15 protein-coding genes are annotated in these 14,059 nt (G+C 67.7%); 3 read left to right on the top strand and 12 right to left on the bottom strand.

Features of this window, described 5'->3' with window-relative positions; genetic code table 11:
• Positions 1-8 precede the first annotated feature (8 nt).
• Both hemL and ahbB read right to left on the bottom strand, forming a co-directional pair.
• Entirely contained in the window at positions 9-1,280 is a 1,272-nt protein-coding gene (gene hemL / locus RDU24_RS04280) for a glutamate-1-semialdehyde 2,1-aminomutase (RefSeq protein WP_308734499.1), read from the bottom strand.
• Positions 1,281-1,304: 24 nt separating this feature from the next.
• Positions 1,305-1,805, bottom strand: coding sequence for a siroheme decarboxylase subunit beta (gene ahbB / locus RDU24_RS04275; protein WP_308734498.1), 501 nt, complete (start codon positions 1,803-1,805; stop codon positions 1,305-1,307).
• A 218-nt stretch (positions 1,806-2,023) separates the two neighbouring features.
• Here ahbB and RDU24_RS04270 point away from each other — a divergent pair, with 218 nt between their 5' ends.
• Entirely contained in the window at positions 2,024-3,016 is a 993-nt protein-coding gene (locus RDU24_RS04270; RefSeq protein WP_308734497.1) for an NAD(P)H-dependent glycerol-3-phosphate dehydrogenase, read from the top strand.
• Between the two features lie 160 nt (positions 3,017-3,176).
• On the opposite strand, the gene RDU24_RS04265 is transcribed toward RDU24_RS04270, so the two are convergent.
• The 7 genes from RDU24_RS04265 to rpmH form a co-directional block, all read right to left on the bottom strand.
• Positions 3,177-3,833 (bottom strand): cytochrome c3 family protein, encoded by a 657-nt coding sequence (locus tag RDU24_RS04265; protein ID WP_308734496.1) that lies wholly within the window; start codon positions 3,831-3,833, stop codon positions 3,177-3,179.
• A 280-nt stretch (positions 3,834-4,113) separates the two neighbouring features.
• Positions 4,114-5,544 carry a tRNA uridine-5-carboxymethylaminomethyl(34) synthesis GTPase MnmE gene (gene mnmE, locus RDU24_RS04260; protein WP_308734495.1) on the bottom strand — a complete coding sequence of 477 codons (1,431 nt, stop codon included), beginning with the start codon at positions 5,542-5,544 and terminating at the stop codon, positions 4,114-4,116.
• An 83-nt stretch (positions 5,545-5,627) separates the two neighbouring features.
• Positions 5,628-6,989 carry a Jag N-terminal domain-containing protein gene (locus tag RDU24_RS04255; RefSeq protein WP_308734494.1) on the bottom strand — a complete coding sequence of 454 codons (1,362 nt, stop codon included), beginning with the start codon at positions 6,987-6,989 and terminating at the stop codon, positions 5,628-5,630.
• Positions 6,990-7,026: 37 nt separating this feature from the next.
• A complete protein-coding gene (gene yidC / locus RDU24_RS04250; RefSeq protein ID WP_308734493.1) occupies positions 7,027-8,640 on the bottom strand; it encodes a membrane protein insertase YidC in 1,614 nt (537 codons plus the stop codon).
• Positions 8,641-8,644: 4 nt separating this feature from the next.
• On the bottom strand, positions 8,645-8,929 hold the full coding sequence (gene yidD / locus RDU24_RS04245; protein WP_308734492.1) for a membrane protein insertion efficiency factor YidD: 285 nt from the start codon (positions 8,927-8,929) through the stop codon (positions 8,645-8,647).
• On the bottom strand, positions 8,929-9,318 hold the full coding sequence (gene rnpA, locus RDU24_RS04240; protein ID WP_308734651.1) for a ribonuclease P protein component: 390 nt from the start codon (positions 9,316-9,318) through the stop codon (positions 8,929-8,931). The genes yidD and rnpA overlap by 1 nt, the downstream gene beginning before the upstream one ends.
• Positions 9,306-9,443, bottom strand: a complete 138-nt coding sequence (gene rpmH / locus RDU24_RS04235) for a 50S ribosomal protein L34 (protein ID WP_308734491.1) — start codon at positions 9,441-9,443, stop codon at positions 9,306-9,308. Before rpmH ends, rnpA begins: the two co-directional genes overlap by 13 nt.
• A 166-nt stretch (positions 9,444-9,609) precedes the next feature.
• Between rpmH and RDU24_RS04230 the strand changes: the two genes are divergently transcribed.
• Positions 9,610-10,362: a UPF0280 family protein gene (locus RDU24_RS04230; protein ID WP_308734490.1), complete on the top strand. Its 753-nt coding sequence runs from the start codon at positions 9,610-9,612 to the stop codon at positions 10,360-10,362.
• Here RDU24_RS04230 and RDU24_RS04225 read toward each other — a convergent pair.
• The 3 genes from RDU24_RS04225 to RDU24_RS04215 form a co-directional block, all read right to left on the bottom strand.
• A complete protein-coding gene (locus RDU24_RS04225; protein WP_308734489.1) occupies positions 10,359-11,042 on the bottom strand; it encodes a cyclic nucleotide-binding domain-containing protein in 684 nt (227 codons plus the stop codon). The genes RDU24_RS04230 and RDU24_RS04225 overlap by 4 nt on opposite strands.
• A 3-nt stretch (positions 11,043-11,045) precedes the next feature.
• Positions 11,046-11,588 (bottom strand): hypothetical protein, encoded by a 543-nt coding sequence (locus RDU24_RS04220; protein WP_308734488.1) that lies wholly within the window; start codon positions 11,586-11,588, stop codon positions 11,046-11,048.
• Positions 11,589-11,670: 82 nt separating this feature from the next.
• The gene (locus RDU24_RS04215; RefSeq protein WP_308734487.1) at positions 11,671-13,380 is read right to left on the bottom strand and encodes a glycosyltransferase family 2 protein; all 1,710 of its coding nucleotides are present in this window, start codon (positions 13,378-13,380) and stop codon (positions 11,671-11,673) included.
• A gap of 153 nt (positions 13,381-13,533) precedes the next feature.
• Between RDU24_RS04215 and RDU24_RS04210 the strand changes: the two genes are divergently transcribed.
• A partial coding sequence (locus RDU24_RS04210; protein WP_308734486.1) for an L-threonylcarbamoyladenylate synthase occupies positions 13,534-14,059 on the top strand: 526 nt, incomplete at its 3' end.

The following is a 14,059-nucleotide window of genomic DNA, read 5'->3' as shown; positions in this document are numbered from 1 at the left end:
CCTGCGTCCTACAGCTTCACCGCCCGCGCGGCGTCCAGGGTCTTGGCAAGGTCCGCGTCGGTGTGGGCGAAGGAGGTAAAACCGCACTCGAAGCCCGAGGGCGCGAGGTTCACGCCCTGGGCGCGCATCTGGCGGTAGAACTCGCCGTAAGTGGCGCCGTTGGCGGTCTTGGCGGTCTCGTAGTCCGTCACCGGCGTGGCCGTGAAGAACAGCGTAAAGATGCTGGCCAGGTGGTTCAGGGTCACGGCCTGCCCCTTGGCGCGCAGGATGTCGGCCATTTCCGAGGCGAAGGCCTTGGTGCGGGCCTCCAGGGCGGCGTAGTCGCTCTTCATGAGGCCCTTGAGCGTTGCGATGCCCGCGGCCATGGCCACCGGGTTCCCGGACAGGGTGCCCGCCTGGTACACCGGTCCGCTGGGCGCGATGTGCTCCATGATCTCGCGCTTGCCGCCGTAGCAGCCCACGGGGAAGCCGCCGCCGATGATCTTGCCCAGGGTGGTCAGGTCGGGCTTGATGCCATAGCGCTCCTGGGCGCCGCCCAGGGCCACCCGGAAGCCGGTGATGACCTCGTCGAAGATGAGCAGCGCGCCGTGCTTGGTGCAAATCTCGCGCAGGCCCGCCAGGAAGCCGGGCGCGGGCTCGACGAGGCCCACGTTGCCCGCCACGGGCTCGATGATGACGCAGGCGATGTCCGCGCCGTGCGCCGCAAACTGGGCCTCCACGGCCTTCAGGTCGTTGTACGGGGCCAAGAGCGTCAGGTTGGCGATTGCGTCGGGCACGCCCGGGGTGCCGGGGATGCAGAGCGTTGCCACGCCGGAGCCTGCGGACACCAGGAAGCCGTCGCTGTGGCCGTGGTAGCAGCCGTCGAACTTGAGCACCTTGGCCCGCTTGGTGTAGCCGCGCGCCAGGCGCACGGCGCTCATGGTGGCCTCGGTGCCGGAGCTCACCATGCGCACCATCTCCATGTTCGGCATGATCTGGCGGATCAGCTCGCCCAGTTCCACCTCCGCCGGGCAGGGCGCGCCGAAGCTGGCGCCCTTGTCCATGGCGGCCAGGGCGGCGTCGCGCACGCTCTGTTCGGCGTGGCCCAGGAGCATGGGCCCCCAGCTCATGACGTAGTCGATGAGTTCCTCTCCGTCCACGGTCCACAGGCGCGAGCCCTTGGCGCGGTCGATGAACACGGGCTCGCAGCCCACGCTCTTGCAGGCGCGCACGGGGCTGTTGACGCCGCCGGGCAGGATGTTGGCGGCGCGCTGGAACAATGCTTCGGACTTGCTGGGCATATGCTGCTCTCCGTCGTTTTTCGGTTAGAAGTAGCGCATGGAGATCTTCTTGAGCTCCCGCACGCTTTGCAGAATCTGATAGTCGGTGACGCCCGTGGCCCGGGAGATGGCGTTCACCACCTCCATGCAGTCGCCGGGGGCCTTGCCGTGGATCATGGTGTAGAGGTTGTACTTCCACTGCGGGTAGGTGCGGCGGATGTAGCAGTGGCTGATCTCCGGGCGCTCGGCCATGAGCTTGCCCACGCGCTGGGCCTCCTCGGGATCGTCCACGCGCCAGGAGACCATGGCGTTGTGCCCGTACCCGGCCTTTTGGTGGCGCAGGGTGGCTCCGAAGCGGCGGATGACGCCGTCATCCTTCAGGCGGGCGAGGAGCGCGAGCACCTCGTCCTCGGTGCAGCCCGCCTGCTCGGCGATGGCGGCGAAGGGCGCGGGGCCGTCGGGCAGATCCGCCCCGGCAAGGGCCAGGATGCGCTGCTCGGTCTCGGTGAATGTTGGCGCTTGATTCTTGGCTGCGGTGTGGCTCATGGGATGTGGCGCTCGCTTGTTCAAGTCGTTTCATAAGGCAAGGACGGGTTCTTGTACCCGCAAGCGCGGGCGCTTGCAACTCGCGGATGGCCCTCTACCAGCCCGCGCGGGGGTACGTCGTCCAGGGGCTTGCGTCACAGGCCCCGGTGGGGGTAGAAGGGCACACCGTCCCGGCGCCTGACGCACCGGGGCATCAAACCCGCCGAGGAGCATAATCCATGAAGATCGCCGTTGTCGGCGCTGGTGCCTGGGGCACCACCCTGGCCGACATGCTGGCCCGAAAGGGCGTGGCCACCACGCTCTGGGTGCGCGAGCCCGAGCTCTTGGCCGAGATGAAGGAAAAGGGCCGCAACACATGGTTCCTGCCGGACCATGAGCTTTCTCCCGATCTGGCGCTGCACGCCAACCCGGCCCGGGCCTTTGCCGGCGCCAAGGTGTTCCTGCTGGTGGTGCCCAGCCAGTTCCTGCGCTCCACCCTCACAAGCTTTCGCGACATCCTGCCCAGGAAGCCCATCGTGGTCTGCGCCAGCAAGGGCATCGAGAACGGCACCCTGGCCCCCATGTCGCAGGTGGTGGCCGAGGCGTTGGAGCCGCTGTCCCCGCGCTACGCAGTGCTCTCCGGCCCCAGCTTCGCAAAGGAGGTGGCGCTGGGCATGCCCACCACCGTGAGCCTGGGCTGCGCCGACAAGAAGCTCGGCAAGGAGCTGCAGGCCCTGTTCTCCACCGATTCCTTCCGGGTCTACACCAACGAGGACTTCCTCGGGGTGGAGCTTGGCGGGGCGCTCAAGAACGTCATGGCCATCGCGGCCGGCATCTGCGACGGCCTCGGCTTTGGCCACGACGCCCGCGCCGCGCTCATCACCCGCGGCCTGGCAGAGATGAGCCGCCTGGGCAAGGTCATGGGCGCCAAGCCCAAGACCTTCATGGGCCTGTCCGGCATGGGCGACCTGGTGCTGACCTGCACCGGCGACCTCTCGCGCAACCGCCAGGTGGGCATGAAGCTCGGCCAGGGCCGAAAGCTGAAGGACATCCTGGCCGAGACCAAGACCGTGGCCGAAGGCGTGCGCACCACCGAGTCCGTGCACTTTCTGGCGCGCAACCTGGGCGTGGAGCTGCCCCTGACCGAGCAGGTCTACCGCATCCTCTACGAGGACAAGGATCCTTCCCAGGCCGTGCGCGACCTTATGAGCCGGGAGTTGAAGGGCGAATAGCCCGGTGCAGGGAGCAATCTGGACGGCCCGCTTCTGCGGGCCGTTTTGTTTTGCGCCGGTCGGTCGCGCGAATGCCCGGGGCGACTGTGCGACACCAACGAAAGACCCCGCGACGAGCGCTCTCGCCGCGGGGTCCTGTGCGTTTTTTGTTCGCCCGGAACTAGTAGGGCATGTCGGCCGGCTTGGCCGCGGGCGCGGTCGGCTTTGCCGGAGCGGGCGCGGGAGCCTTGGCGGGAGCCGGAGCAGGCTTCTTCACGACCGGGGTCGCCTTGGGCGCGGCCTTGACGCCAGTCACCTGCACGATGGGAGCCTGGGCAGCGTCAGAATGGATCACCACCGAGGACATCTTCTTCATGATTTCGGGGCTCGACTGATCGGGATGGCACACGGCGCAGAACGTGCCCATGCCCGCGCCCTTGGTCTGAACCACCAGATACTTGCTGTTGGCGTTCGACGGGTGGGGATTGTGGCAGCTCACGCAGGTCAGCTTGCCGTCCCAGAGCAGCTTGGCCGGAACCTTGGCGGAGACGGGCCGGATGCTGGTCGGGTGGGTGGTGTGCATCTTGATGGGCTTGATGCCCGTTTCATCGTTGTGGCAACCGAGGCAGAGGGCGTCGAGGGAGTCGATGTCCGCGGAGGTTCTGGTTCTCGCGGGATTCATCATGACCTTCGGCTGAACGCCGAACGCATAGTCACCCTTGGCGTAGTGGGTCGTGTGGCAGTCCATGCAGTTCAAGTCGTGCGGGCCTTCCGCCAAGGCGGTTCCGGCTAGGCACACCACAAGTCCGGCGACAAGCAAGGCAAATACTCTCTTCACAGGTTCCCCCTCAATGTTGCACGCCGGGTTGAGCCACGTCCCATGCATCCGGCCGACCCCATCGGCCCCGCAGCCCCAGGCGCATCTCCCCAAAGTCTTTAAAGCTTATCATACGATTTCCATTTTGACAATCCGGCGCTTTCGTATTTTGCATCTGGAGAGCAGGAGTTCCCTGTGGAGTTGCGGAAGGACGGTCGGCGCGGAGGAAGGGACATGCGGCCATGCGGCTGCCATGCGTGTCGAAGTCGTGCGGCTCGGCCCGAAACGGGCACAAGCAGGGCTATTTTCCGAGGCAGAATTTTGAGAAGATGCTGTTCAGCACCTCGTCCGGCGCAATCTCGCCGGTGAGTTCGGAGAGTTGCCGACAGGCAGCCTCCAGGCGCACGCCAAGGATGTCGTAGGGCAGCCCGGCTTCGGCGTCGGCGGCCAGGGCCTGAAGCTCCGCCCTCGCAAGCCGCAGCACCGCGGCCTGGCGCGCATTGGGCGCCACCTCGTCCTGATCCGGCTCCGCGCAGGTTCCCAGCAACCGCTCCCGCAGCCGTGCGCACAGCTCCTCCAACCCGTCGCCGGTCTTGGCCGACACACGCACGCAATCAAGCCCGAGGCCTCTGACCACGACTTGCGACTCGTCGCCCGGCTCCCGGCTGGCGGCGAGGTCCGACTTGTTCAGCACCACCAGGGTCCGCGCGGGGTCGAGCCCCTCAAGCGACACGCGATCGACACCATGCAGCGGGCAGGAGGCGTCGAGCACGTAGAGCACGGCTTCGGCGCGGCCCATGAAGTCGCGGCTCAAGTCCTGGCCCTCGGCCTCGACGGGGTCCACGTCTTCCGGCCCCGACCCCGAAGCGGCTCCGCGCAGGCCCGCCGTGTCCACCAGCCGCACCAGCAGGCCGGAGAGGTCGAGCTGCTCCTCCAGGTAGTCGCGGGTGGTGCCCGGCGTTGCGGAAACCAGGGCACGGCGGCGGCCCACAAGCGCGTTCAGCAGGCTGGACTTGCCCGCGTTGACGCGCCCCGCCAGCACGGCCAGCACGCCCTCGCGCCAGGCCCGGGCGCGCTCCACTCCGGCCAGCAGGCGGTCAACGTCCTGCGCGGCGGCCAGCGCCTCCTGCCGCAACTCGGGCAGAGGCAGGCACTCCACGTCCTCCTCCGGAAAATCGACAGCCAGGCACAGCCGAGCGCGCAGGGACTCCAGGGCCTCGCGCAGAGTCGCGATGCGGTGCGAGAGCGCGCCCGAGAGCTTGAGCTGGGCCAGGTGCAGGGCCGCCCGCGTGGGCGCGGCGATTGCCTCGGCCACGGCCTCGGCCTGGGTCAGGTCGAGCTTGCCGCTCAGGTAGGCGCGCAGGGTGAACTCGCCGGGCCGCGCCAGCCGAGCCCCGCGCGCGAGCAGTTCCTCCAGCACGGCGCGCAGCACGGCCGGACCGCCGTGGCAGAAAAACTCCGCGGTGTCCTCGCCAGTGAAGGATCCGGGGCCGGGCATGAACGCCGCCAGGACCTCGTCCAGCACGCGCCCTTCGGCATCAAGGAGGCTGCCGTGGTGCAGGCGGCGGGGCTTGAGGCCGGTGAAGCCGGGGTGGCTGGGGCGGAACAGGGCGTGGGCCAGGACGTGGGCCTGTGGCCCGCTCACGCGGACGATGCCCACCGCGCCGGGGCCAGGGGCCGTGGCGATGGCCGCGATCGTGTCGCGGACGGTATCGCGGGCGCTATTGCTCACTGGGCCTCCAAAAGAAATCGCCGGGGCGGGAACGCGAAGCTGCGTCCCCTGCCCCGGCGGCGGCGTGTCGGGTCTGGCCGGGGCTACTCCGCGGCTGGCTCGCTCAAATCCTGGTAGATCTTATCCAGATGTTCCTGCTGGTCCATCTGGTTCGGCTGGCTCGGCTGGTTCGACTGGCCCATGGGCTCGGAAGAATCCGCGGGGCCGTCCTCGATGTACTCGCCGTTCTTGCCCTTGCGCTTGGTCATGATGAGCACGCGCTTCATGGAACCCTCGCCCTTGCTGCGGGTGAAGACGTGCTCGTCGTCCTGCAGGGTCAGGTGCACCACGCGGCGGTGGTACGAGCTCATGGGCCGGGTGCTCTGGGTGCGGCCAGTGCTCATGGCCTTGTCCGCCAGGTGCCGGGCGATCTGGCGCAGCCTCTCGTCCTGGTTTTCACGGTAGTCGCCAGCGTCGATCTGCACCCGCACGGAGGCGTCCATGCGTTTGCTGACCAGCCGGTTCACGAGATACTGGATGCTGGCCAGGGTCTGGCCTTCGCGGCCGATGAGCAGGCCGGAATTCTCGGGGTCCTCGATGCGCACGCTGACGCGGTCGGAGAGCAGGGTCACGCTGACCTGGGCGTTCTCCACCAGGGGCAGGAGCAGCTTCTGGGTCACCTCGAGGGCCACCTGCTCAAGCAGGGCCTGGTCCAGATGTCCGATGCCCTGGGGAGCGCCATTCTCCTCCTCGGAGCCGAAGTCGCCCGGCTGGGCGTCGCGGCGCGGGGGACGGGACTCGCCGGAGTCGCGGCGCGGACGGTCGCGATCACGGTCGCGGTCGCGGCCACGGCCACGGCCTCTGTCGGACTGGCGTTCGGACTGGCGACCGGAACGGGGCTCCGTGGCGATGCGGTTGCCGTCGCGGTCGGGCGGCAGAGGCTTCTCCTCGGGGATGCGGTTGCCGTTGGGCTCATCCTGCCCAGCGGGCGGACGGGTGCCGTCGCACTCGGGCTGACGGTCGCCACGGCCACGGCCGCGGCCACGGCGCCCACGTTCGCTGCGCCGGGGCTCGCCGCCGCGCGCGTCCTGGCCTTCGGGCACATCAGGGCGGGCGGAAGGCTGGCCGGGGACGATGGGCTGCACCTCGTGCGCTGCGTCGGCCTCGGGCTCAGTGCGGGCCGGACGGTCTTCCTGGCGCGGACGGTCTTCGCGGCGCGGCTTTTCTGCCTGCCGTTCAGTGTGGCGCTCGGGCTTGGGCTCTGCGTGGTCGTCAAGGGCCTTGAAGCTGCCGCGCGGCTTGGCGCGCACGGTGGCCTTCTTGACGCCCACCAGGCCGAAGATGCCCGAGGAGCCGCCAGAGATGATCTCGATCTCCAGCTTGTCACGTTTCAGATCATAATGTTTGCATGCGGCCTCGATGGCCTCGTCCAGGTTCTTGCCCTGGAATTCTTTTGCGTCGCTCACGGTTGTCCTCCCAGCAGGTCGTTCTTGGCCACCCGGCTTAAGCCTTGCGCATCATCCACCACTGCTGGGCGATGGAGAGAACGTTGTTCACCAGCCAGTACACGACCAAGCCCGCCGGGAAGTTCAAGAACATGAAGGTGAAGACCACAGGCATGAGGAGCATGATCTTGGCCTGGGTGGGGTCGCCTCCGGTGGGGGTCATCTTCTGCTGGATGAACATGGTGGCCCCCATGATCAGGGGCGTCACATAGTAGGGGTCCTTCACCGACAAGTCGGCCATCCACACCAGGTCCGTGAAAGGAACATGGCTGATGAACGCGGCGTGCCGCAGCTCAATGGAGCCGAGCAGCGCCTTGTACAGGCCGAAAAACACGGGAATCTGCACGACCATGGGCAGGCAGCCGCCGGCCGGGTTCACCTTGTACGTCTTGTAGAGCTGCATGACTTCCTGGTTCATGCGCTCCTTGTCGTCGGCATACTTCTCGCGCAGCTTGGTCAGCATGGGCTGCAGCTTCTTCATCTGGTCCATGGACTTGTAGCTCTTCTGCGACAATGGCCAGAAAATGATCTTGATGAGCACGGTCAGCAGGATGATGGCGACGCCGTAGTTGTGCACGTACTTGTAGAACCAGTTCAACAGCTTGAGCAGCGGCACGGCGATGAGGTGGAACCAGCCGAAATCCACGGCCTCGGCGAGCTTGTTGGGCATGTCGGCCAGGATGTCGCGATCGGCCGGGCCCATGTAGTAGGAGCACTTGAAGCTCTGGGTCTGGCCCGCGGCGATGCTGGCGGGCTGGGACACGGCCAGATTGTACACGCCGGACTTGAGCAGCCCGTTCAGCTGCGACTCGCCCTGGCCGGGCAGAATGGCGAAGAGGAAGTAGTTGCTCTCGATGGCGCCCCAGTTGACGGCGCCCTTGGAGTCGACGCCCTGCTTCTCCATGTCGTCCACACTGGTCACTTCCTCGAACCCGGTCTTGACCGAGCCGTAGGCGATGCGCGTGGGATTGTACTTGTCATCCTCGCTCGGAGAGAGCCCCTCGGAGGCGGCGGTGAAGGCGACGTGTCCGGCGATGGCGTCCTGGCCTGGATTGGTCACCAGCAGTTCCTCGGTGATGAGGTAGGAGTCCGCGCTCACGGTCAGGCGGCGCTCCAGGCGCATTCCCCCGGCCTCTCCGGTAAAGGTCAGCGTCTTCTTCTCGCCGGCCTTCAGCTCCATATCCTGGCCGTCAGAGGTCCAGTTTGGGCTGTTCCAGGTGTGGATCTCCTGGCCGGCGGGCTTGAGGATCACGCCCAGGGCAGAACGGTCGCGGGCCTTGTCGCCGACCATGTCGATGGGCGGGGACTTGGGGTCGATGGTCTGGCGGAACTTGAGCAGGTCAAAACGCTCCAGCACGCCCCCCTGGCTGCTGAAGCGGGCGGAGAACAGCGGCGTCTTGACGGAAATTTTGCGGGCCTGGCTGGCCGGGGCCACGGCCTGAACGGCCTCTGCGGCGGAAACGGCGGCGCTGGCGCCAGCGGCGGTCTTGGAATCGGACTGGGCGGCGGGAGCGGGCGCGGTGACGGGCTCGGCAGGCGGGAAGAGGTAGCTCCAGCCGAAAAGGACGACAAGGGACAGGGAAAGGGCGATGATCAGGCGTTTTGTATCCATGGTGTCATCTCGCGTAGGGGTCGGGGACGTTGTGTACGATGTGCGGCGGCACGGGATCATACCCGCCCTTGCACAGGGGCTGGCAACGCAAAAGTCGCGCAGCTGCCAGCAGACTGCCCTTGGCCGGACCGTGAATCAACACGGCCTGCCGGGCGTATTCAGAGCAGGAGGGCTCAAAACGGCAAGAGCCCGCGAACAGGGGGGAGAGAAGCCGCTGGTAGAGCCAGATGAGCCCCAGCAGAACGGATTGCGCCGGAACGCGCAGTGAAGAGCGCAGGTCTATGCGCATCAGGGCCTCTCGTGGGGCGCCGCCGCCGGCGTCTCCCGCAGCACGCGGGAGAGCACGGGGGGGAACTCCTGTTCCACCAGGGCCAAATCGACGGTCTTCGGGTCCAGATTGCGTTTCGGGACAACGACGATGTCAAGGGGCCTGTCGATATCTTCCTGGTGCAGCCTGAAATACTCGCGCAACACGCGTCGTATGCGGTTGCGCCGCGCCGCCCGCCCGACCTTCCGGCTCACGGTGAGCCCAAGCCTGAAGCCCTCGCCCGCGTCTACGCGGGACAGAACAAAGAGGACGAAATGCCGGGTGTAAAACTTCCGGCCCTGCTCGTAGCAGGCCGTGAATCCGGAGCTCGCAAGCAGGCGGCGGCTTCTTGGCCAGCCTAAAGGGCTAATCTCTTGCGCCCCTTCTGGCGACGGCGGCGAATCATCGCCTGGCCGCCCTTGGTGCGGGAACGGACGAGGAAGCCGTGGGTGCGCTTCCTTCTGATCTTGCTGGGCTGATAAGTACGCTTGCTCATATTATTTCTCCTGGGAGTGTCGGTCTATTTTTTTCTCCGCCGATGCGGAACCAAGCCCTATAGCCGGGTCGACGGCGCTCGTCAAGCCCCCGGCGGCCTGCCCGGCTCGGGCGGAAGCGAGAGTTGTCTCTTTTCGCCGCCGCTTGATTCTGGTACCCTCTAACGCATGACGAAGCAAGCCTTCCTTTCGCCCCACCGCAACTATCGCGAGGCCATTGCGCCGCAACACGGCGAGGTGACGTTCCAGGTCGTCGTGGAGCAGACGGACCTCTTCGTCACCGCCGAGCGGGACTTGAGCGAGCCCATGCTCGACCTGGTGCGCGCCCTGCGCGGGGAGCTCAAGAGCTTCATGCTCCTGACTCCCGGCTTTCGCGAAAGCCTGCGCCCTGTTCCCGCACCGGACACCGCCCCCAGAATCGCGCAGGAGATGGCCCGCGCCGCCGACCTGGCCAACGTCGGCCCCATGGCTGCGGTGGCCGGAACCTTCGCCCAGCTTGTGGCCGACCATTTCGCCCGCGTGAGTCCCAACATCATCGTCGAGAACGGCGGAGACATCACCATGCACTCCACCAGGGAGCGCCTGGTGGCGCTTCTGGGCGACCCCAAAAGCGGCGCGCGCCTGGGCCTGCGGCTGAAGAAGAACGAATTCCCCGTGAGCCTGTGCGCGTCCTCGGCCACCATCGGACCGTCGCTGTCCCTCGGCCAGGGCGAACTGGTGGTGGTGCGCTCCAAGAGCGGAGCCTTTGCCGACGCAGCGGCCACGGCACTGGCCAACTTGATCGACAGCGGCGACGACCTGGACCTGGTGCTCGCCAGCGCGCGCAAGATGGCGCCCCTCGGGCTGGAGGGCGTGTTCGCCCAGGCCGGGGGCAAGCTCGGGGTGTGGGGAAAGATGGAACTGGTGGCGCTGGAGGGCTAGGCCTCCGGCTTCGGGGCGTTCATCACTTCCTGAAGCAGCTGCGGGGTCAGGATGCGCAGCACGCGCCGCCCGCTGGTGGCCGGGCCGCTGCCGCCGCTGGTGTCCACGAGGACATGGTGCTTGGACGCGAGCCCCTGGATATAGCCCTCGATGGTCTGCGGGCTGCACACGAAGATGTCCGACATGTGCCGCACCAGTTGGTCATAGCCGATTTCGCTGCAACCGTTGGACTCCATGAGGTCCAGGATGCGGACGATGCCCATGGGAACGTTGGGCGCGCGCAGGGCCTTCTTGGTGGTGCTCTTCAGCCGGGCGACCATGGTGTTCAGCATGGCCGAGATGGCGGGCGGGGCGGCCTGGATGAAACCCTCCAGATCGTCGCGGTTCAGCACCACGACCTTTGAGTCTTCCAGCGCAATGGCCGTGGCCGTGCGCCCGCGATCATCCAGAAACAGCGCCATCTCCCCGAACATGGACACAGGCTGGAGGATGGCGAAGACCTTCTTGCGGCCGTCCACCGCGCCGGAAATCTCCACCTTGCCGTCCACCAGAAGATAGGCCTCGTCGCCCTTGCTGCCCTCGGTGAAGATGACGTTGTGCTTGAGCACGGTGCGCTGCAGGAACGAGCCCTGGCTCACGCGCTTCATGACGACTGTGTCTTGACCGCCGGGAAGGGGCATGGATCACCTCGTGATTGCGTCTTCGCTTGCGAAAAACGTTTGGCTGCCGCCCGCCGCGTCACGCCCTTCGGTCAGGACAATCCTGTAGCCGAAGGTGACGAACAGGGCGCGCTTGCCCCACTGTTCCGGGCGCAGGGAGAACTCAAAGGGGACGCCCTCGGCGGCGCTGGCCGGACGGGGCAGGAACTCGCGCGTATCCTGGGCCATCACGTGGCCCTCGGGGTCGCTCAGGTAGACGGTCAAGGCCAGGGAATCGACCCACTTGGCCCAGTCCGGCACCATGGTGGTATCCAGGTAGGCCCAGCCCTTGACCCCGGCCACCTCGCCGCCCACGGGCTGGATCTGGTAGTCGAAGCGAATGAAGTTCACCTTCAGGGAGCGGGGCTCTTCCAGGGACCAGGCGTCGCGGCGCAGGTGCGCCACGTCCTGGGCCACCGGCGCGCAGCTGCACAGCGTCAGCGCCGCCAGCGCCAACAACGCCAAAGACGGCAAACGCAACGGCCAGCGGACTGCGGGCCACGGAGAAGATCGAAATACCTGTTCCATGATTGCAGCCCTAGCACAGGGGGCCGAAAATGCAAAGCCCTTCCGGCTGTGCCGCCCAGCCCCGGCCCCTTTTGCGGTTCACTCAGACTTCGGCCAACGCCGCCCATTTGGCGGCCAGGTCCGCCCACAGGGCGTTCATCCCGGCCTCGGAAACGGCTTCAAGATCGGCCTGGGCGTACTTGCCTTCCAGCTTGAGCTTGTTGCCCATGACCTGGCCTATGGCCGCCGTCCCCTTGGCCTTGGCCAGACTGGAGTGCTGCACGTGGGCCACCGCAACGTCGCCGCAATAGACCGCCCCGCGCCCGGCCACGGCGGAGCGCAGGTCGCGGTCCAGGTCGTCGAACTGGGTGGGCGAGAAGGCGATGTCGAAGCCGCCCAGCTCGGGCAAAACGCTCATGCGCAGGGCGTGGCAGCAGCCGGACACATGGGCCGCCGGGCGCGCATAGCTGAACAGGCCGAAGTCGAGCCCGCCCGAGCAGTTGTCGAAGACGTTGACCAGGTCCGGGCGGCCCTCGAAGGTCCGCGCGCCGGTGCCGGGCCGAAAGAGCTGATAGTCGGCGGATTGCAGGCAGACGGGCCGACTGGCCGAGACGATGCGGCAGCCCACGGCCCCGGCCCGCTCCTCGGCCCGGCCAGCGCCCAGCAACCGCAGGAGCCAGCGCTCCGGCAGGAGCACGTCGTCGTCCAGAAACACGGCCCAGGCCCGTTCGCGCACCTCGGGCAGGGACAACAGCCAGTTGCGCGCGGCGGGCGCGCCAATGTTCACCGGCAGGCGCACCACGCTCATGGCCCCGGGCGCGAACAACGCCCTGCACTGCTCCATGGTCTCGCCCGTCCCGTCGCCATTTCCCGTCCCGTCGGTCGACCCGTTGTCCAGCGCCACGATGCGCGCGCCCGCGATGTCCGTGCGGGCCAGGCTTTCAAGCGTCTGGCGCACCAGCGCGGCCTTGTTCCAGGAGTACACGAGGATGACGGCGTCGTTGGCGGCCTCTGGCGGGGCCACCGGCAGGGGAAAGGCCAGGCCGTGCAGCTTCAGGCCCAGGTGCGTGTGCCAGGGCATGGCCTGGAAGCACCCGGCCAACAGCTCACGACCGGCCTGCCCGCGGTCCAGCCGCAAGAGCAGCTCAGCCCGCAGATACTCGGCCCAGGCCCCGAACAGGACGTCGTCCACGTCGTCCAGGGCGGCGAGGGCGGTCTCGGGCGCGTCGAAAAGAAAGGACAGCTCCGCCTCCAGGCGGGCGCGCAGGGGCAGAAAGGCCTCGGGCCAGGGGCAGGCGGCGAGGGCGGCGGCGCAGAGGTCCTGGCTGCCCAGGCGCAGCATGCCGTCCCAGGCCGAGGCCAGCCAGCCCAGGCCCTGGGCCGGATCGCGCAGGCGCGGCAGCAGCAGGCGCACGGCCAGGCCGGTGTCGCCCGATGCCAGGAGAGCGGCGACCTCGTCCGGGTCGGGCTGCCCCTCCAGGCCCGCTTTGAGGCGGTTCAAAAATTCGGACAGGGCGCCCAGCGGGCTTGCGGCCGACATGGAGGACGGGCCGAAGGCGGCCAGGGCTTCGAGCAACAGCGCCATGCGCTCCGGTTCAAGGGGGGCGCGCTGCCAGGTCCACAGGGCCAGGCCCGCGCCGCAGGCGAAGAGGTCGGCATCGCCGGACAGGAGCGCCCTGGCGGCCAGGTGGCGGGCCATGCCGGGCTCTTCCAGACCCATGCACCACTGCGGCAGGGCCTGCCGGAGCTTGTCAGCAAGGGCCGGGAGGGCTATGGATGGGGCCGGAAAGCCGGACGGGAGCGGACGGGCCATTGGTCCTCCTCATGTTCCAGGTCTGGGAGCTTTCTACGGCATCCGGGCGCGGATGAAAAGCGCGCGGCCGGCAAACGTTTAGCAGACCGCGACCTCGGCCCGGTGTCCCCGGCCCGAGTTATGGACAAGGGCTCAGGCCCACAGGAGAAGTGCATGGACATGGAGTCGGTAGCGGCTAGCATTCGCGCTGGCGGGGTGGTCATCTACCCCACGGAGACCCTCTACGCCCTGGGCTGCGACGCCCGCGACGCCAGCGCCTGCGCCCGGCTGGCCGCGCTCAAGGGCCGCCCGGAGTCCAAGCCGTTCCCGCTCATCGTGGCCGACATGGCAGGACTGCGCGCCCTGCTGGCGCCGCTGCCCAAGCCCCTGGAGATCGACCTGGCGCTTTTGGCCACGCGCTTCTGGCCCGGTCCGCTCTCGGTGCTGCTGCCCACCCGGCCCGAGCTGCCGACCCTGGTGCGCGACTCCCAGGGCCTAAGTTCCGTGCGCATCACCCCGCACCCCCTGGCCACCGAGCTTTGCCGCCGCGTCGGCGGCGCACTTGTCGCCACCAGCGCCAACGTCAGCGGCAGGCCCGCCACGGCCGATCCGGGCCAGCTGGACCCGGCCCTGCTCGCGGGAACGGAAGGCGCGCTGCTCGCCGAACCCTGGCCCGCGGGCGGCGAGCCGTCCACCCTGG

Source organism: Humidesulfovibrio sp. (assembly GCF_031082295.1).
In the GTDB taxonomy this organism is placed as follows: Bacteria; Desulfobacterota; Desulfovibrionia; order Desulfovibrionales; family Desulfovibrionaceae; genus Humidesulfovibrio.
Note: the sequence above shows the minus strand (reverse complement) of the source record. Positions and strands in the feature narration are given on the sequence as shown.